The sequence below is a fragment of the Collimonas sp. OK242 genome, from assembly GCF_900107095.1.
Taxonomy (GTDB): Bacteria; Pseudomonadota; Gammaproteobacteria; order Burkholderiales; family Burkholderiaceae_D; genus Collimonas.
In genome coordinates this window covers 191,940-210,162 of record NZ_FNOR01000003.1, presented here as the reverse complement: position 1 = coordinate 210,162, position 18,223 = coordinate 191,940, and the positions used below count along the sequence as shown (strand labels likewise).

At 60.1% G+C, this 18,223-nt stretch carries 12 protein-coding genes; 5 read left to right on the top strand and 7 right to left on the bottom strand.

What is annotated here, in order from left to right:
* The first annotated feature begins 36 nt into the window (after positions 1-36).
* Positions 37-405, top strand: coding sequence for a nuclear transport factor 2 family protein (locus tag BLV81_RS04085; RefSeq protein WP_143036271.1), 369 nt, complete (start codon positions 37-39; stop codon positions 403-405).
* A gap of 136 nt (positions 406-541) precedes the next feature.
* Complete coding sequence (locus BLV81_RS04080) at positions 542-1,930, top strand: MFS transporter (RefSeq protein WP_176992738.1); 1,389 nt, start codon at positions 542-544, stop codon at positions 1,928-1,930.
* 46 nt (positions 1,931-1,976) lie between these two features.
* Here BLV81_RS04080 and BLV81_RS04075 read toward each other — a convergent pair whose 3' ends face one another.
* The 3 genes from BLV81_RS04075 to BLV81_RS04065 form a co-directional block, all read right to left on the bottom strand.
* Positions 1,977-3,002, bottom strand: a complete 1,026-nt coding sequence (locus BLV81_RS04075) for a Gfo/Idh/MocA family oxidoreductase (protein WP_092352683.1) — start codon at positions 3,000-3,002, stop codon at positions 1,977-1,979.
* Positions 3,003-3,060: 58 nt separating this feature from the next.
* A complete protein-coding gene (locus BLV81_RS04070) occupies positions 3,061-3,858 on the bottom strand; it encodes a TIM barrel protein (protein ID WP_092352681.1) in 798 nt (265 codons plus the stop codon).
* Between the two features lie 103 nt (positions 3,859-3,961).
* Positions 3,962-4,981 (bottom strand): sugar ABC transporter substrate-binding protein, encoded by a 1,020-nt coding sequence (locus BLV81_RS04065; RefSeq protein WP_092352679.1) that lies wholly within the window; start codon positions 4,979-4,981, stop codon positions 3,962-3,964.
* Between the two features lie 199 nt (positions 4,982-5,180).
* Here BLV81_RS04065 and BLV81_RS04060 point away from each other — a divergent pair, with 199 nt between their 5' ends.
* The gene (locus tag BLV81_RS04060) at positions 5,181-6,854 is read left to right on the top strand and encodes an extracellular solute-binding protein (RefSeq protein ID WP_092352677.1); all 1,674 of its coding nucleotides are present in this window, start codon (positions 5,181-5,183) and stop codon (positions 6,852-6,854) included.
* Positions 6,855-6,902: 48 nt separating this feature from the next.
* On the opposite strand, the gene cphA (BLV81_RS04055) is transcribed toward BLV81_RS04060, so the two are convergent.
* On the bottom strand, positions 6,903-9,473 hold the full coding sequence (cphA, locus tag BLV81_RS04055) for a cyanophycin synthetase (RefSeq protein ID WP_092352675.1): 2,571 nt from the start codon (positions 9,471-9,473) through the stop codon (positions 6,903-6,905).
* A gap of 79 nt (positions 9,474-9,552) precedes the next feature.
* Complete coding sequence (gene cphA, locus BLV81_RS04050; protein WP_092352673.1) at positions 9,553-11,709, bottom strand: cyanophycin synthetase; 2,157 nt, start codon at positions 11,707-11,709, stop codon at positions 9,553-9,555.
* A 337-nt stretch (positions 11,710-12,046) separates the two neighbouring features.
* Between cphA (BLV81_RS04050) and BLV81_RS04045 the strand changes: the two genes are divergently transcribed.
* Entirely contained in the window at positions 12,047-14,359 is a 2,313-nt protein-coding gene (locus BLV81_RS04045; RefSeq protein ID WP_092352671.1) for a cyanophycin metabolism-associated ABC transporter, read from the top strand.
* On the top strand, positions 14,356-14,826 hold the full coding sequence (locus BLV81_RS04040) for a cyanophycin metabolism-associated DUF1854 family protein (RefSeq protein ID WP_092352669.1): 471 nt from the start codon (positions 14,356-14,358) through the stop codon (positions 14,824-14,826). Before BLV81_RS04045 ends, BLV81_RS04040 begins: the two co-directional genes overlap by 4 nt.
* A 41-nt stretch (positions 14,827-14,867) precedes the next feature.
* Here BLV81_RS04040 and BLV81_RS04035 read toward each other — a convergent pair whose 3' ends face one another.
* Entirely contained in the window at positions 14,868-15,614 is a 747-nt protein-coding gene (locus BLV81_RS04035; protein WP_092352667.1) for a pseudouridine synthase, read from the bottom strand.
* Between the two features lie 52 nt (positions 15,615-15,666).
* Positions 15,667-18,219, bottom strand: a complete 2,553-nt coding sequence (locus BLV81_RS04030) for a [protein-PII] uridylyltransferase (RefSeq protein ID WP_092352666.1) — start codon at positions 18,217-18,219, stop codon at positions 15,667-15,669.
* Positions 18,220-18,223 lie beyond the last annotated feature (4 nt).

The following is an 18,223-nucleotide window of genomic DNA, read 5'->3' as shown; positions in this document are numbered from 1 at the left end:
GTTTAATTCCTATCTATTTCACTACAGGACCATTCCATGCCAAGTCGAGAACATGTTGAGAGCTTCATCGCGCTGGTTGTGCAAGGCAAGTATGTAGAAGCGATCCGGGAATTCTATACTGAAGATGCATCCATGCAGGAAAACCAGGAGCCAGCGCGCAAAGGAATGCAGTCGCTGGTGGCGGGCGAGGAAAAAGCGCTGGCGGCTTTCAAGGAAATCCGCACCCTGGCAGCAAAATCTTTCCTGATCGACGGCGATCGGGTTGCCATCAACTGGTTGTTTGAAATTGTGGCCCATGATGGCCGCAGTTTCCGGCAAGACGAAATTGCCTGGCAGCTTTGGCATGGCGACAAAATTGTTGAGGAGCAGTTTTACTACGACCCGGGGCAACGCAAACTGGCCTGAAGCCGCACAATTTCAGTGTGCTGAACCGGTGGCTAGCGTACGTCCTGCCAGATTTCAGGATTAGGTGTAAACTGTCGGGCAGACAGATGCAACACTGCGTGCATCTGTCTTTTTGTTTACCTTACGGTCGTCGGCAGTGCAACGTACTCTTCTCATTCCGCTTATTGTCGCTTGTGCGTTGTTCATGGAAAACATGGACGCGACGGTGATTGCTACCTCGCTGCCAGTACTGGCGCGCGACCTCGGACAAGATCCCCTTACTCTTAAGCTGGCGTTGACTTCATACGTGGTCGGACTCGGCGTGTTCATCCCGATCAGCGGCTGGGTCGCCGACCGCTTCGGTGCGCGTACCGTATTCCGTTCCGCCATCATGGTGTTCCTGGCGGGTTCGCTGATGTGCGCAGCATCGAGCTCGCTGGCGGCATTTGTCGCTGCGCGCTTTTTGCAAGGCATAGGCGGCGCCATGATGGTGCCGGTCGGGCGTATCGTGATTTTTCGCGCGGTACCGCGTACCGAACTGGTCAAAGCCATCAGTTATCTGACCATTCCCTCGCAACTGGGGCCGGTGATCGGTCCGCCGCTGGGCGGTTTCATCACGACTTATTTCCATTGGCGCTGGATTTTCCTGATTAATGTCCCTATCAGCATTCTCGGCATGTACCTGGCCAGCCGCTATATCGAGAACTACCGCTCCGACGATTTGCAGCCGCTGGACATGAAGGGTTTTGTCCTGTCGGCAGTCGGCAGCACGCTGCTGATGCTGGGTTTGTCGATGATCGATGGCGAGCTGCTGGCGTCGGAATGGGCATTCGCCATGTGTGTGCTGGGCGGCTTGACCTTATACGCCTATTTGCTGCATGCGCGGCGCGAACCGTTCCCGCTGCTGGATCTGCGCCTGCTGCGGATACCGACTTTCCGCGCCAGCGTACTGGGCGGTTCACTGTTCCGTATCGGGCTGGGAGCGGTGCCGTTCCTGTTGCCGCTGACTTTGCAGGTCGGCTTTGGCATGAATGCCTTTCACGCCGGCACCATCACTTGCGCCTCGGCCTTTGGTGCGATCTTCATGAAAGCCATCGGTACTTCGGTCCTGCGCCGTTACGGCTTCCGCTCGGTGCTGATCTGGAACGCGCTGCTGGCCGGACTGGCGCTGGCGTCCTATGGTTTATTCACACCGGCCACGCCCTATCTGGTGATGATGGCGGTGGTACTGCTGGGCGGATTTTTCCCTTCCATGCAGTTCACTTGCCTCAACACCATGGCTTATGCCGACCTGGATAGCGCCGACGTCAGCCGCGCCACCAGCCTGGCCAGCGTGGTGCAGCAGATTTCTTTGGGTTTGGGAGTGACCATCGGCGGTCTGGCGGTACATCTGTCGAGCCGCCTGCAAGGCCATGTGACCATTGTAGCCGGAGATTTCTGGCCGGCCTTCATCGTCATCGGCCTGTTTTCGATGGCCTCGATTCCAGTGACCCGGCGCTTGCCTTTGAATGCCGGCGCGGCATTGACCGGGCATAAGCCGGCTTAGCGTTGCTCACAACGCCTGCGCGGGGTCAGCAAAGGTACTGTCGCCGTCAAGCGGGCAATACCTCCGTCAGCCGGACCGGTCGCGCTTCAGCGACCGAGCGAATGCACGCAAGCGCGATGGCGAGTGCGGCCCGCGCAGCCTCGCCCGTTGGCCCGCGCACTTGGCCCGAGTGGATCGTTTCGACGAATTCGGCCAGTTGGGCCGTGTAGGCATCGTGAAACAGATCAGTGTTGAGCCGCGTGGTGGGGCTGTTTATCCCGTTTGCACCAAAGTGCGTTGCATTCGAGCAGCGCACGTCCCCCATCTTTATCATGCCCCCTGAGCCGAACACCTCGCCGCGGACATCGTAGCCGTAGGCCGCCTGGAAGTTCGCCTCGGCGCAGGCCATTGCGCCGTTGTCGAAGCGCAGGCTGACCAGAGCGGTATCGAGCAGGCCGCGCGATTTGAAGTCAGGCCGCACCAGTGCGTCGGCGATGGCGTAGACTTCGACCACCTCTGAGCCGGGGTTGAAGAAGCGCAGCGTATCGAAATCGTGAATCAGCGTTTCCAGAAAGATTGCCCATGGCGGCACGCGCGCTGGATCGGCCAGTCCGGGGTCGCGCGTCAGCGAGCGCAGCAATTGCGGCGTTCCCAGCGCGCCGGCGGCGACGCTGCGCTGCGCTTCGGACCAGGCTTTGTCGTAGCGGCGATTGAAGCCGACCTGCAACGGCACCTTGGCTGCGCGCGCAGCGGCGATCGCCCGATCGGCTTCTGCGATCGTGAGCGCCATCGGCTTTTCGCAGAACACGGCTTTGCCGGCCTCTGCCGCCATGACGATGAGCTCGCTGTGAAACCGCGCCGGGGTGGCGATGATGACGGCGTCGATCGCGGGATCGGCAATGATCTGGCGGGCATCCGTGGTCGCACTGGCGCAATGCAGGCGCTCCGCAAGACGCTGGGCAGCCTCCGCCGCCGGATCGGCGATCGCGGCGAGCTGCGCGCCATGCACCCGGCGTGCGATACTCTCGCCGTGGAAAGAACCGATAGCGCCGGCGCCGATCAGGCCGATCTTGACTGTTTTATCTGGATTCATTTTAATTTCCTGTGGTGAAGCTGGTTGAAATTGATAGTGCGGGATGAGCGCTTGCCGGTTAGCGCGCTGCCACTGCGGCGGCGTTAACGGTGAAGGCGTCACGAAAGCGCTGCAACGCCAGTTCGCTGCCGCCGCTGGCCCACGCCTCAAGGCCGACAGTGCCGCGATAGCCGGCGCTCGCCAGCACCCGGGCGATGGCCGGAAAGTTGATCTCGCCGGTGCCTGGTTCGCATCGTCCAGGGACGTCGGCCACTTGAATCTCGCCGATATACGGCAGTGCGCGCCGCAGCAGTTCGATCAGATTGCCTTCGCCGATCTGGGCGTGATAAAGGTCGAGATTGAGCCGCAGATGCGGGCTGTCGACCGCGCTGACCAGCGCCAGCGTGTCCGCTGCGCGGGCGAACGGCACTCCCGGATGATCGACCTCGGTGTTCAGGTTTTCGAGGCAGAACACCAGGCCTGCGCGTTGCCCCAGCTCGGCGATGCGTGTCAGCGTGCGTTGCGCCGCCAGCCACATGGGGCCGGACACTATTGCCGCCGGCCGGACAGGCAATCCCTCGGCGTCGAGGCCGGTGCCGTGCAAATTGAGGCGCGGGCAGCCGAGCCGGCGGGCGACTTCGATCGATTGTGCGGCTGTGCGCAGCAATGCATCCGCGCCTGCGCCGGTGATCAGATCGCCTTCGATATAACCGGTCATCGACGAAAAGCAGGCGCCGCTGCGCGCCAGAGCGTCGATGTCGTGCCGGGTCCAGTCCCAGATTTCGACTTGAAAGCCTAAGTCATGGATTTTTCGAACCCGATCGACGAACGGCAAATCCCGAAAGACCATTTCGGCGCATATCGCTAATTGAAACATGATGGATCTCCAAGTTAAATCACGGCAACGATGTCGCGTGGCTGCGCGCCGCAATGGCGGCGTGCAGTCAGCGCAGCCCAGGTAGGAGGGAATCAGCGATGAATCAACGATACTGGCCCGCGTATTTCTCGACCAGCTCGACGTTGTCGCGGGTGATGAAGCTGGGGCCGGTGCTGACGTGGCGCGGACCGAATTGCGGGACCAGCCCATACAGTTTCAGGCGCCGCTGGAAGTTGGCGTCCGCCAGCAGCGTCTTGCGCGTCTGATCGATATCCTGGGTCTTGTCGCGTTTCATGATGGCCAGCATGGCTACCGGGATATATCCTTGCAGATAGGGCTGTTGGTCGACCGCGAACGCTACCGTGCCTTTTGCAATGGCGCGGTTGATCTCAGGCGTCATATCGAAGGTGGCGAAATAGATCTTGCCGGTCAGGCGGCGCTGCTGCACCGCCCGCAGCGACGGCACTGCGGAGGTCGGGCCGAGCGCGAGGATGGCTTGGACATCCGGGCGTTTGCTCAAGGTTCCGAACACGCGGTTCTCGACCTCGGTGGGATCGTTGCCGGAGTCGAGCGTCGACTGCTTGAAATCGGCGCCGATCGCATCGCCGAAGCCGCGGCAACGCTCGAACGATTCGGGATTGGTGACATTGTTGTTGACGCACAGGAAGCGCTTGACGCCGGCGGCTTTCGCCAGTTCGCCGGCCGCCATGCCGGCGTCGTATTCGCGTTGTCCGACGTGCAGCAAGGCGCCCAGCGCCTCGCTTTGCCGCTCGGTGCCAGAATTGAAGGTGATGAACGGAATGTGTTTCGCGGCGATCTTGCGGATCGGCGCTTGCACGATGTCGAAGTCGGGAATGGTGGTGATGACGCCATCGTAGTTGCGCGCCGCGACCTGCTCCAGGATGCGCGTCATATCGGCCAGGTCTCCGTTCGGCGGATTACGGTAACTCACTGTGACGCCGAAGTCCTGTCCGGCATCTTTGATCGCATTCTTGACCACGTTCCAGAACGGGTCCGAATCGGGGGCGTGCGTGATCAATACAAACTGGGTTTCCGCGGCGAATGCATGCGCGCTGAACGCAAAGGCAGCGAAGGCCGCAACCCGGATGGCTACTCGTCTCATGTTTTGTCTCCTGAAGATTTCGTTGGTTTGATGAGCGCTTTGTTGCGTAGCCATGTTACGGCAGCAGCATCCGCAAGCCGGCATCCGAAAATAACCATTCTGGTTATTTCAAGTAAAATCAATCTGTTATGGTGTTTTTTGCGGTGGCATACGGGGCCGATCCGCAGCACTGAAGTCATCCATCTGAGGGGGCGCGGCCATGCATGCACTTGACCGCTATGCGGCAATCAGCGTCGTTGACAAACTGCTGGACATACTGCGTTCCGAACTCGGCGCAGCGGTTGAAGACGCCTGGCCGGTTCTCAGCGCGCTGCTGCGGAATTTTCTGAGCGGCCGTCACCTCACCGTCACCGCGCTCGCCGATCTCTCCGGCCTGCCGCGCAGCAGCGCGCGCCGGATCATCTTTGGATTGAAGGCGCAAGGATGGCTGCAGCTGCCGCCGATGTCGGCGCACAGCAATCGGGCCCAGGTCACGCCTTCGGCGTTGCTGCTGGAACGCCTCGACAGCATCACCGGGAAAACCATCCAGCTGCTGGTGGATGCTGTCGACCGGCAGTCGTTGGACCGTTTCAATGCCGCCAGCCTGAACCCTGCCGCCGATATCGCATGGCCGCGTCCCGCCGCAGCGGGTTTTGATGCCGCGGTCGAATTGACGCTGGTCGCGTATGCCGATCCGGTCTTTGAAATCGTCAAGCAGAATCGCGCCGATATTGAGCGTTTCCTGGGCATGCGGCTGCGCATTCTGACCTATCCGCAGGACACGTATCGGCCGATGCTCGACGCCGCCCTGGCGCCGTCGACGAACCGTGACCCGGCCGCGCCTCTGCTGGTCGCTATTCCGTTTCCGTGGCTGGCGGAATCGTGTCGCGGCGAGCGGCTGCTCGATCTGCAAGCGCTGGAAGCGGGCGGTCAGGTATCCGGCGCCGATTTCTACGATGCCGTATGGCGTGCCGGCTGGTGCCAGGGACATCTGTACGGCATGCCGATCCAGCCGACGCTCGACTTTCTCTGGTACCGGCAAGACCTGTTCGATGCCGAGGGGCTATCGGCGCCGCGTTGCTTCGAAGACGTCATCGAATGCGCTCGCGTGTTGCACCGGCCCAGTCGGGTGCGCGCCGGAATTGCGTGGAGCGCCGCGCCGGGTCTGCCGCTGGCCGAGACGTTTTTGCAGATTCTTGGGGCGCAGGGCGCGCTTGCTGCCGACGCCGGCCTGCTGACGGTCGATACCGAGGCGGGTAGGCGGGTCTGCGAATATTTGCGCGCGCTGGTTCCGTATTCGCCAGCTCATCTGCGCCGTGCCGACTGGGTGCGCAGCGCACAGATATTCGGGCGCGGGCAAGCCGCGATGTGCTACGGCTGGTCGAATCGCCACGGCATGCTGGACAGTCATGCGCTATTGCAAAAAGGCGGCCGCATCGGTCTGCAGTTGCATCCGACGTTTGCGCCCGGCATGACGCCGGTTTCGCCGCTCGGCGGCGCCTTGCTGGCGATACCGTCCAGCAGCCACGACAGCGCCGCGCAGCGCGCGTGGAAGGCGATCGAGACGCTGACTTCGCCGGAACTGATGAAATACTTTGTGCTGCACGGCGCAGCAGGCAATGCGCGCTATTCGGTGGCCGAGGACCGTTACGTATTGCAGCGCAATCGCGTCATCGGCGTGATCGGGCAACTGGCAGAGGCGCAGCAGATTCAGGCATTTCCTGCGCCGGCGCTACCTCACTATCACGCAGTGATACGGATACTGAGCGATCACCTTGAAGCGTTGCTGTTCGACGCCGGGACGGATGTGGCGGCCGGCCTTGGCAGACTGCAAACGGCGTTGATCCGCGCTCATCGGGCAGCCGCCAAGGCGGTGGCGAATCGTCGGATCTGAGTAAGCCGCTAGCGCAGTTTTTGGCTTGGCCGGCGGCTGTCTCTATATTTAAGCGTCAGCAATACGCTTGGCAATATGCGCCAGCGCTTCTTCCACCTGGTCCACCAGGATCAGGCAAAGATCTCCCGGCGACAGATGCGACAGCGCAGTATCAATAGCGACAAATTCGCCATTGATTTCTTCGGTCGACGTGGTGCGGCGGGCGTGTTGCAAGCCCTCGCGCAACAGGCCGAGCACTTCGCCATCGGCGCGGCCGCGCTGGCACTGGTCTTGATACAGGATCACCTGGTCGAAAGCATCGCCCAGGATTTCTGTCTGGTGACGGATATCGATGTCGCGCCGGTCGCCGGCGCCGCTGATGACTACCGAGCGGCGTTTGGCGGGCATGCTGTCGATGGCCTTTACCAGCGCCTGGATTGCATCGGGATTGTGGCCGTAGTCGGCAATCAGGGTCGCGCCGCGATAGTCGAATACGTTGAAGCGGCCTGGTGCGGTGGCAGCATCGTTGATGAAGGTGGCGAGGCCGGCGCGAATCACGTCCCAATCCAGGTCCAGGGCCCAGGCGGCGGCGATGGCAGCCATGGCGTTTTCGGTCTGGAAGCCGATGGTGCCGTTACGGGTCAACGGGATCTCTTGCAGCGCTATCCGATGTTCCTGCTTGCCCTTGGCGGCGACGATGGCATTGCCATCCTGGTACACCACCCGATGCCCCTGCGCGCGATGGGTAGTCATCAGCGGGTGATGGAAATCGTGGGCGAAAAAGGTGACCGAGCCAGGGCAGGATTTGGCCATGCTGGCGACCATAGGATCGGCTGCATTCAAGACCGCGTGGCCGCCGGGGGCGACGTTTTCGACGATCACGCGTTTTACCACGCTCAAATCTTCGACCGTGCTGATATAGCTCAGGCCAAGGTGATCGCCCATGCCGATGTTGGTGACCACGGCGACATCGCAGCGATCGAAGCCCAGGCCTTCACGCAAGATGCCGCCGCGTGCGGTTTCAAATACGGCGGCATCGACGTCAGGATGCATCAAGACATTGCGAGCGCTGCGCGGGCCGCTGCAGTCGCCGGTGTCGATGCGTTGCTGTTCGATGTATACGCCGTCGGAATTGGTCATGCCGACGCGTAATCCCTTGCGTCCCAGCAGGTGGGCGATCAGGCGTACGGTTGTAGTTTTACCGTTGGTACCCGCTACCGCCACCAGCGGGATGCGGCCGTTATCGCCGCTGGCGAACATGGTCGACATGATCGCAGCGCCGACCGCGCGGCCCTTGCCGTAGGAAGGGCTGATGTGCATGCGCAAACCAGGTGCGGCGTTGACTTCCACCACGCCGCCTTCTTGTTCCTCCAGCGGTTGATGGACGTTGTTGCAGACGACGTCGACGCCGCAGATATCCAGTCCCACCATTTGCGCCGCAGCCACTGCACGCGCCGCCATTTCAGGATGGACATCCTCGGTGACGTCGGTTGCCGTGCCGCCGGTGCTCAGGTTGGCGTTGTTGCGCAAGACTACGCGCACACCTTGTTGCGGGATCGAATCGGCTGTGTAATGTTGCTTGGCCAAGGTCGCCAGGGCGATCGCATCGAAGCGGATCTTGGTCAGCGAGGTAGCATGGCCGTCGCCGCGCAGCGGGTCGCTGTTGACCTGTTCTACCAGCTGGCCGATGGTGTGCACGCCGTCGCCGATGACTTGCGGCGGATCGCGGCGGGCGGCGGCCACCAGCTGGTCGCCGACCACCAGCAGGCGGAAATCGTGACCCGGCAGATAGCGTTCGACGATCACTTCCGAGCAGATTTTGGCGGCGACTTCAAAGGCTGCCATGACTTGCTCACGGGCGGTGATATTGACTGCCACTCCCTTGCCCTGATTGCCGTCGCGCGGCTTGAGTACCACCGCGCCGGCGATTTCCTGCGCTGCAGCCCAGGCTTCTTCGGCGCTGCAGACAACCCGTCCCATAGGCACCGGCACACCGGCTGCATTCAGCAATTTTTTAGTCAGGTCTTTATCCTGGGCGATCGATTCGGCGATCGCGCTGGTATGGTTGGTTTCGGCTGCCTGGATGCGACGCTGCCGGCTGCCCCAGCCGAACTGCACCATGCTGCCGCCGGTCAGGCGCCGGAACGGAATTCCGCGCATCACGGCCGCTTGCACGATGGAACCGGTGCTTGGGCCGAGGCGAATGTCTTCGTCCATTTCCTTCAGGTTGGCCAAGGCGCTGGCGAGATCGAAGAGCTGGTCTTGCAGCGCAGCCAGGCATAATTCCTGCGCCAGCTGGAACGCCATCTTGCCGACTTCTTCTTCGGAGTATTCGACGATCACCTGATAGACGCCTGCTTCCAGGGTCGGCACGGTGCGGCTGAAGGTCACCGGACATCCGGCTTCCGATTGCAGTCCGAGCGCAGCAATTTCCAGCGCATGCGCCATCGACACGACCTCGTTCTTGCCGCTGGTTTGCAAAAAACCCATCTGTGGAAAGCGTTCGCGCAGCTTGGCCTCAAAACCGGTAATGCCTGCAATGGCGCGTTCGGCATCGGTGCAAGACACGATGGCTTCGATAGCGGTATGTCGACTCCACAGATTGGGGCCGCGAAGTACTCGGATACGTGATACGTCCATCAACAAGTTTTCCTATTTTTTCTTGCTAATACTAGTCAAAAAGCAGGGTGGCAAAACCTTGCCGGCCCTGCATAATTTTTTAAACCATTTCGAAAGTCTCTATCCCTGCACGTATCAGGTCGTGAGAGATATCCAGCGCCCATGCGGCGGCAACTGCGGCCAGCACATTTTCAATCTGGAAGCTATCTTTACTGCGTGCAATCAACGGCACGGTGGTGATGTCGGCTAGCAGCATTTCGCTTTTGCCGATCGCCAGCATGATCTGGTCATTGTGGATAAAGACTGCGCGCCTGCCTTGTTCAAGCTGCTCCGCCATCACCGGCAGGGTAGCGTCGATGCCAAAGAAAATCACTTCGCCGTCGCACAGCGGCGCCATGGCGGCCACCAGCGGATCGGCGGCGTTCAGCACCGCGACGCCGCTCGGCAAGACGACATCGACCTGGGTACGCGTGACTTTCACCATTTCCTCGGCATCGGTGATGTAATACTGCGGCGAGCTGTCGTCGGCCGCGATGTTGGTGACGACGCCAACCTGGCAGCGGTCGTAGACCAGGCCTTCCGACAAAATGGTGTCGTGGCTGTTTTCGAACACTGCCGCTTCGACCGCACGGTTGATCAGCACGCGCTGCGCCGATTCCCAGTTGGCGCGGTCGCCTTTTTCAACTTGCCGTTGGGCGAAATACAAACCGTCGCCGCAAGCCAGGCCGACATGGTTGCCGCTCAAATGGAGTTGCCAGGCAATCAGGCGCGAGACAGTGGTTTTACCATGCGTGCCGGTGACGCCGACAATCGGGATGCGGCCATTGTCGGCCGCCGCAAACAAGTGCTCGATGATGGCTCTGCCGACCGGGCGCGCTCTGCCTTGCGCCGGTTTGAGATGCATCAGCAGGCCAGGGCCGGCATTGACTTCGACGATGGCGCCGCGCTGTTCTTCCAGCGGCCGGGAAATATCTTCCGCCACCAGGTCGACCCCGGCAATATCCAGGCCCACCACGCGTGCCGCCAGCGAAGCTGCCGCGGCGACGCTCGGATGTACCAGATCGGTGACGTCGATAGAGACATTGCCGTTACGTTGTATTAAGACTTGCAGGCCGGCTGCAGGAATCGATTCGCCGGTAAAGCCTTGCCGTTCGAGCTCGACCCGTACCACAGGTTCTTCGTCCAGCAACACCAGGCTGAGCGGGCACTCTTCAAGTTCGCCACGGCGCGGGTCGGAATTGATCTGGTCGTCGATGAGTTGCCGAATTGTCGAAGTGCCGTTAGCGGTGACCGATAGCGGCTCGCCGCGCGCAGCTGCCGCCAGCCGGCCACCGACAATCAGCAGCCGGTGTTCATTGCCGCGAATGAAGCGTTCGACGATCACGCTGCTGCCTTCTTGCAGTGCGAGCCCGTAAGCGGTTTCGATTTCGGCGCGGGTCTTCAGATCGATGAATACGCCGCGGCCGTGATTAGCGTCAGAAGGCTTGACGACCACCGGCAAGCCGATATCTTCGGCTGCTTCCCAGGCTTCGGCAGCGCTTTCCACGAGCTGCCCTTCCGGGATCGGCACGCCGCAGGCTTGCAGCAAGGTCTTGGTCAAGTCTTTGTCGCTCGAGATGCTTTCGGCGATGGCGCTGGTTTGATCGGTTTCCGCGGTCCAGATACGGCGCTGGCGAATGCCATGGCCGAGCTGGACCAGATTGCCTTCAGTCAGGCGGAATGAGGGGATGCGTCGTTCGTCCGCAGCTTCGACGATGCAAGCCGTGCTTGGCCCAAGGCAGCGCGAATCCACCATGCTGCGCAGTTCAGTGATGGTGGCGTGGACGTCGAATGGCTTGTCTTCAATTGCGGCCATCACCAGATCGCGCGCCGCGTGCAGGGCGGCGCGGGTCACCTGTTCATGGCGCGCGCGGACCGCCACTTTGTAGACGCCGCGAGCCGAGGTGCTGCGCGCCTTGCCGAAACCGCCTGGCATGCCAGCCAGGTTTTGCAGTTCCAGCGTGACGTGTTCCAGGATGTGGCCGGGCCAGGTGCCGTCTTGCAGCCGCTGGACAAAACCGCCGCGTTCGCCGTAGCTGCAGCGATGCTCAATCAGGGACGGCAGCCAGCTGGTCAGGCGCTGGTTAAAGCCGGGCAGGGTATTGGACGGGAAATCTTCCAGTTCGCCGATGTCGATCCACGCTTCAAGGGTTGATCGATACGTCCAGATATTTGGACCGCGCAGCGACATGATACGGAGAATTTCAATGTTTTTCATGAGTGAGCAATGAGACTATGCAATATGGCTTATGAAGCGTGAATGCTGAATTTTTTTGCGTGGGCCAGTTTTAATATTCTTGTATTCGACACCCCGTAGCTAGGAGCCTGTCGGACTTGGGTGACCGGCTCCTTGCTGTAACGCGCTAAACCGTGAATTGGTTTACAGAGAGTTACCAAATACAGAAAAGATATGTTTAATTGGTAACGAAAAGTAACATTTCTGAAAACACGATAGGATATAATACTTGCGGCAGACGATGTGCGCCAATTAAGGCGATTTCACACAAAATTCCATCCGGTCCGCGTAAATATGCGGGCCACACCATGCCGTTTAGATGAAAAGCAACCCCTTATCCCCTGTGCCTACCACCGGTATTTATTTGTCCCATATCTTGACCGCGTCCCTGCGTGCCGAAGTGACAACCTTGCTCGCCCCTGCAGAGGAAGTGCTGGCGTCGCTGGAAGTCGACCTCAATGCTTCACTGCATTTTGCGCACGGCGTGGTGTTGATCACCAATCGCCGCGTGCTGGCAAAAATGGACCAAGACAAGGGCTGGAGCGACTGGGCCTACCGGCCGGGTTTGACGCTGGGTCATCATGACCATGCCGGCGTCGGCAGTCTGGAGTTGCACGATGAACAACAGCAACTGGCTTGCTGGCGCTACACGCTCGGTCTCAACCTGGAAGCGCTGCGCCTGATTAAAATCTTCGAGCAGCAGCGCGACGATCATCTGGCAGGACGTGCTGCGTTGCGCGAGGAGCAAGCTGCTTGTCCGCAATGCAAGGCGCCGTTGCCGCCGGATAGCGATGAATGCCTGATTTGCCCCGAAAAAGGCGAAGCGCCATCGTCGACCTGGGCCCTGTTCCGGCTGGCGCGTTTTGCCACGCCATACAAGGGCATGCTGGCGCTGGGTTTTATCCTGATGCTGATTTCTACCGCTGCCACCCTGGTGCCGCCTTACCTGATGGGCCCCTTGATGGACAACGTGCTGATTCCTTATCAAAACGGCAGGCCGATCAATCATGACCTGGTCAAGCTCTACCTGTCCGGCCTGCTGGCTTCTGCCCTGGTGGCCTGGAGCCTGGGTTGGGCCCGTACCTACATCCTGGCGTTGGTGAGCGAGCGCATCGGCGCCAATTTGCGCACCACCACGTATGAACATCTGCTGCGCCTGTCGCAAGAGTATTTCGGCGGCAAACGCACCGGCGACCTGATGGCCCGCATCGGTTCCGAAAGCGATCGTATCTGCGTCTTCCTGTCCTTGCATCTGCTGGATTTCGCGATTGACGTGCTGATGATCGTCATGACCGCGGTGATCCTGTTTTCGATCAATCCCTGGCTGGCGCTGGTGACGCTGGTGCCGTTGCCCTTCATCGCCTGGATGATCCATCTGGTAAGAGACAGGCTGAAGCACGGTTTTGAAAAGATCGACCGCATCTGGGCGGAGGTAACCAATGTCCTGGCCGACACCATTCCGGGGATTCGCGTGGTCAAGGCGTTTGCCCAGGAAAAGCGGGAAGCCACGCGTTTCCGCGACGCCAACCAGCACAACCTGCTGGTCAACGACCGGGTCAATAAAATCTGGTCCTTGTTCTCGCCGACGGTGACCTTGCTGACCGAAGTAGGGCTGCTGGTGGTCTGGATCTTCGGTATCTGGCAAGTCTCGAAAAATGAAATCACGGTCGGTGTGCTGGCCTCGTTCCTGGCTTACATCAGCCGCTTCTATACCCGTCTCGATTCGATGAGCCGGATCGTCTCGGTAACGCAAAAAGCCGCAGTCGGCGCCAAACGCATCTTCGAAATCCTGGATCATGTATCAAGTGTGCCGGAGCCCGCCAACCCGGTTCATCTGGAGCATGTGAAAGGCGCCATCGAATTGCGCAACATCGGTTTCCGTTACGGTAACCGGGCCGTGATGCGCGACGTCAACCTGACGATTGCACCGGGCGAGATGATCGGCCTGGTAGGACATAGCGGTTCCGGCAAGAGCACGCTGGTCAATCTGATTTGCCGTTTTTATGATGTGTCGGAAGGAGCGATACGGATCGACGGCGTCGATATCCGCTCGATGCCGATCTCGGAGTATCGCCGCAATATCGGCCTGGTGCTGCAAGAGCCATTCCTGTTTTTCGGCACGATTGCGGAAAATATCTGCTACGGCAAACCGGAGGCCACACGTGAAGAAATCGTTGCCGCCGCGCGCGCCGCCCATGCCCACGAATTCATTTTGCGCTTGCCGCAAGGTTACGACTCGCTGGTCGGCGAACGCGGCCAGGCGCTGTCCGGCGGCGAACGCCAGCGTATTTCGATTGCCCGCGCCTTGCTGATCGATCCGCGCATCCTGATCATGGATGAAGCCACCTCTTCGGTCGATACCACCACGGAAAAAGAGATCCAGAAAGCGCTCGACAACCTGGTGCAAGGCCGTACCACGATTGCGATCGCCCATCGTTTGTCGACCTTGCGCAAGGCCGACCGGCTGGTGGTGCTGGATCGCGGCCAGATTGTCGAAGTCGGCAGCCATGACGAGCTGATGCTGCGCGAAGGCGCCTATTATCGCCTCTATCAGGCGCAGTTGCGCAATGTCGACGCCGAGCCGACCTTGGTCGATGAAGAGAGTGCAGACAGTGATGAAAGCGTCGCATGACAACACATGATTTCAAACTAAGCCGCAACACCTTTGGCCGCCTGGTATTTACCGGTGCGAATGGCGAGGTGCACGAAGGCGTGGTGCCGGTACGCGCTTTTCCTATCGGCGCGCCGGACGACGGCATTTCCCTGGTGAGCGCCGATGGCCAGGAGCTGGCCTGGATTTCACGCCTGACGGCATTGCCGGATGCAACCCGGGCGATGGTCGAAAAGGAATTGGCGAGCCGCGAATTCATGCCGGAAATCCGGCGCATTCAACGGGTGTCGAGTTTCACCGCACCCAGCACCTGGTACGTGGAAACCAATCGCGGCGATGCTTCTTTTACGCTGAAAGGCGAAGAGGATATTCGCCGTATCGTGGCGACCAGCTTATTGATCGCCGACAGCCACGGCGTGCAGTTTTTGATACGCGATACGCAAGCGCTGGATAAAGCCAGCCGCAAGATTTTGGATCGCTTCTTGTAGCGCGGTCAGGCGTGGGCAGAAAAATTTGCCCACGCTATAGTTCAAAACTGCTCGTCCGCACCCAGGTAACGCCATTGCCCTTCCGGCAGATTCCCCAGTTTCACGCCGCCAATCCGCACCCGTTTCAAGCCCAGCACCTTAAGCCCGACCATATCGCACATGCGGCGGATCTGGCGCTTTTTGCCTTCGCGCAAAGTAAAACTCAGCTGGTCTTCGTTTTGCCATTTGACGATGGCCGGCTTGAGCCGTTTGCCGTCCAGCGTCAGGCCGTGATTGAGGCGACGCAACTCAGCGTCGGGCAGCTTGTCGCCTTTGGTATAGCGCACCCGCACCAGGTATTCCTTGTCGACGCTGGTTTCTTCGCCGATCAGATGCTTGGCGATGCGGCCATCCTGGGTCAGCACCAGCAAACCGACTGAATCGATGTCGAGCCGGCCGGCCGGCACCAGGCTGCGCAGCTGGGTTGGATGGAACAAGGTCGGCGAGCGGTCTTCGCTCCAGCGATTGGCTTCCTTGATCAGCGCTACCGCCGGTTGGTAACCATCTTCAGCCTGGCCGCTGACGTAGCCGACCGGCTTGTTGATCAGGATGGTGACGCGTTTCGATTGCTCGGCCGCGGCCTGGCGTTCTACGCTGATGCGCTGGCTGGGCAGCACTTTGCTGCCGAGTTCCGATACGACGATGCCGTCAACCCGGACCCAGCCGCGGGCTATCCACTCATCGGCTTCGCGGCGCGAGCATAGCCCGAGTTCTGACATGCGTTTGGAAAGGCGTAATGGTTCGGTCATGGAGTGCAAAAAAATAAGAAGAATAAAAAAACAAAACTGCTAGGCAGGCTAGCTAGATATGCAATGCATCCAGCAAATCGGTTTCAAGCTGGATCTGCAGGCGCGCATGGCTGAGCGCATTGCCGTCGACCAGGAACACGTCTTCGACCCGCTCGCCGAGCGTCATGATCTTGGCGGTGTGCAAATTGATCTTGTGCTTGGCGAGCACGCTGGCAACCGCAAACAGCAGCCCGGTGCGGTCGTTGGCAGTAATCGACAGCAGGTAATACTGGCCGCGCTCGTCCGGACGCAGGTCGACCGTGGGCGTCACCGGGAAGGCGCGCGACAGGCGCGACAGGCGGCCTTTGGATGGCGCCGGCAGTGGCGCGTCGGTTTGCAGCAACAGGGTCAGTTCATGCTCGATCAGATTGATGATGTCGCGATAATGCTTGGCAAACAGCGGTGCGCTGATCAGGAAGGAATCGAGTGCGTAGCCATGCCGGGTAGTCTGGATCTTGGCGTCGAGGATGCTGAAATTCTTGCTGTCGAAATAGCTGCAGATGCGGATGAACAGGTCGCTCCGGTCCTTGGTGTAGACCGCAACCTGCAAACCTTCGCCGATCGGCGCCAGGCGGCACTTGACGATCGGCACGGCGCTGTCGGTCTGGTTGTAGAAGGAGCGGGTTTGCCAGGCAATGTCGGAGGCGTCGTGGCGCAAGAAGTAGGCGACGTCGAGTTGCCGCCACAAATGTTCGTGGGCGTCCTGCGCCAAACCATACAGGCGCAGGGTTTTCAAAGCTTCTTCCTGGCGATTCTTCAATTCGCGATCGGCCGACGGCGCTTCGCCGCCGAGTACCCGCAAGGTCATGCGGTACAAATCTTCCAGCAGCTTGCCTTTCCAGGCGTTCCACACCTTCGGACTGGTGCCGCGTATATCGGCCACGGTCAGCAAATACAGCGCGGTCAGGTGCCGTTCGTCCTTGACGGCATGGGCAAAGTTGAGGATGACCTCGGGATCCGATAAATCCTGCTTTTGCGCTACTTGCGACATGGTCAGATGATGCTCGACCAGGAACACCACCAGCGCGGTATCCTCCGCCGATAAGCCATGCTGCTGGCAGAAATGCAAGGCATCGGTCATGCCCAATTTGGAGTGATCGCCGCCGCGGCCCTTGGCGATGTCGTGGAACAAGGCGGCCACATACAACAGCCAGGAACGCGGGAAATTGGCGATCAGCTGGCTGCAAAACGGGTATTCATGGGCATGTTCGCTCATCGTGAAGCGCCGCACATTGCGCACCACCATCAGGATATGCTGGTCAACCGTGTAGACATGAAACAGATCGTGCTGCATCTGGCCGACGATGCGCCGGAAATTCGGCAGGTAACGGCCCAGGATACTGGTGTCATTCATGCCGCGCAGCGCGTGGGTAATTCCTTGCGGCGCCTGGATGATCTGGATGAACAGCGAGCGATTCACCGGATCGCGACGAAAACTGTTGTCGATCTTGACGCGCGCATGCCACAGCGCGCGCCGGGTGCGCGCGGTCATGTCTTTCAGCTCGCTATGCTGGGACAGCAACAGGAACACTTCCAGCATCGCCGACGGCGTGGTTTTAAACAGGTTGTCGTGGGCCATGTCGATCAGGCCGTTAAGCTGGTTGAAGCGGTCGTTGACGCGTTGCGGCACCATCGGTTGCGGGAACAGCTGTACTTCGATGTTCTGCAGCAGGATGGTGTTGAGCTGGGTAACTGCCTTGGCAGCCCAGTAATAACGCTGCATCAGGTACTCGCTGGCGCGCCGGGTTTCCGTGGTCTGGAAACCCAACGCTTCGGCGATCGGCGTCTGGACATCGAACACCAGGCGATCTTCGCGGCGATTGGTGTAGATGTGGAGGCGAATCCGGATATCCTTGAAAGCGCGTTCCTGGCGCGACAGCTGCCGTGCTTCGGCGGCGGTGATCAAGCCGCGCTGGGCCAGCTTGGGCCACGATTCGCCAAGGCCGGCAGCCTTCGCTACCCACAGGATTACTTGCAGGTCGCGCAAGCCGCCCGGGCTTTCCTTGCAGTTCGGTTCCAGGCTGTACGGCGTATCTTCATACTTGACGTGGCGCTGGCGCATTTCCAGGATTTTTTCCTGGAAAAAGGCGCAGGCATCCATGGCTGCGTTGCAGCGTTCCTGAAGTTGCAGGAACAGCGGCTGATTGCCGCTTACCAGCCGGGCTTCCAGCAAGCTGGTCTGGACCGTGATGTCGATAGCGGATTCGCTCAGGCATTCGTCTACGGTGCGGATGCTGTGGCCGATTTCCAGGCCGATATCCCAGAACAGCTGCACCAGTTGTTCCAGCCTGGCGCGTAATTCGGCGTCGGGGCTGGCATCCAGCAGTATCAGGACGTCAACGTCGGAATGCGGAAATAATTCGCCGCGGCCATAACCGCCAACCGCTACCAGAGCCGCGCCGGGCGGCATTTCCAGCATTTTCCAGGCTTGCGTCAGGGCGATGTCGACACTGCGCCGTAACGCCGTTAGCAGCTCACCCGGTTTGCCGTCTGCCAGGAAGGTAGAGATGATGGTTTGCCGCTCGGTCCTAAGCTGTTTTTTGAGAGTCGCGGCAAGGGTCGTCATGTTT

Bases quoted from the DNA above. Each gene is read 5' to 3' on its own strand.
- BLV81_RS04085 (WP_143036271.1), top strand. From the start codon at position 37: ATGCCAAGTCGAGAACATGTTGAGAGCTTCATCGCGCTGGTTGTGCAA.
- BLV81_RS04075 (WP_092352683.1), bottom strand. From the start codon at position 3,002: ATGAATCCAGATAAAACAGTCAAGATCGGCCTGATCGGCGCCGGCGCT.
- BLV81_RS04070 (WP_092352681.1), bottom strand. From the start codon at position 3,858: ATGTTTCAATTAGCGATATGCGCCGAAATGGTCTTTCGGGATTTGCCG.
- BLV81_RS04065 (WP_092352679.1), bottom strand. From the start codon at position 4,981: ATGAGACGAGTAGCCATCCGGGTTGCGGCCTTCGCTGCCTTTGCGTTC.
- BLV81_RS04060 (WP_092352677.1), top strand. From the start codon at position 5,181: ATGCATGCACTTGACCGCTATGCGGCAATCAGCGTCGTTGACAAACTG.
- cphA (WP_092352675.1), bottom strand. From the start codon at position 9,473: ATGGACGTATCACGTATCCGAGTACTTCGCGGCCCCAATCTGTGGAGT.
- cphA (WP_092352673.1), bottom strand. From the start codon at position 11,709: ATGAAAAACATTGAAATTCTCCGTATCATGTCGCTGCGCGGTCCAAAT.
- BLV81_RS04045 (WP_092352671.1), top strand. From the start codon at position 12,047: ATGAAAAGCAACCCCTTATCCCCTGTGCCTACCACCGGTATTTATTTG.
- BLV81_RS04040 (WP_092352669.1), top strand. From the start codon at position 14,356: ATGACAACACATGATTTCAAACTAAGCCGCAACACCTTTGGCCGCCTG.
- BLV81_RS04035 (WP_092352667.1), bottom strand. From the start codon at position 15,614: ATGACCGAACCATTACGCCTTTCCAAACGCATGTCAGAACTCGGGCTA.
- BLV81_RS04030 (WP_092352666.1), bottom strand. From the start codon at position 18,219: ATGACGACCCTTGCCGCGACTCTCAAAAAACAGCTTAGGACCGAGCGG.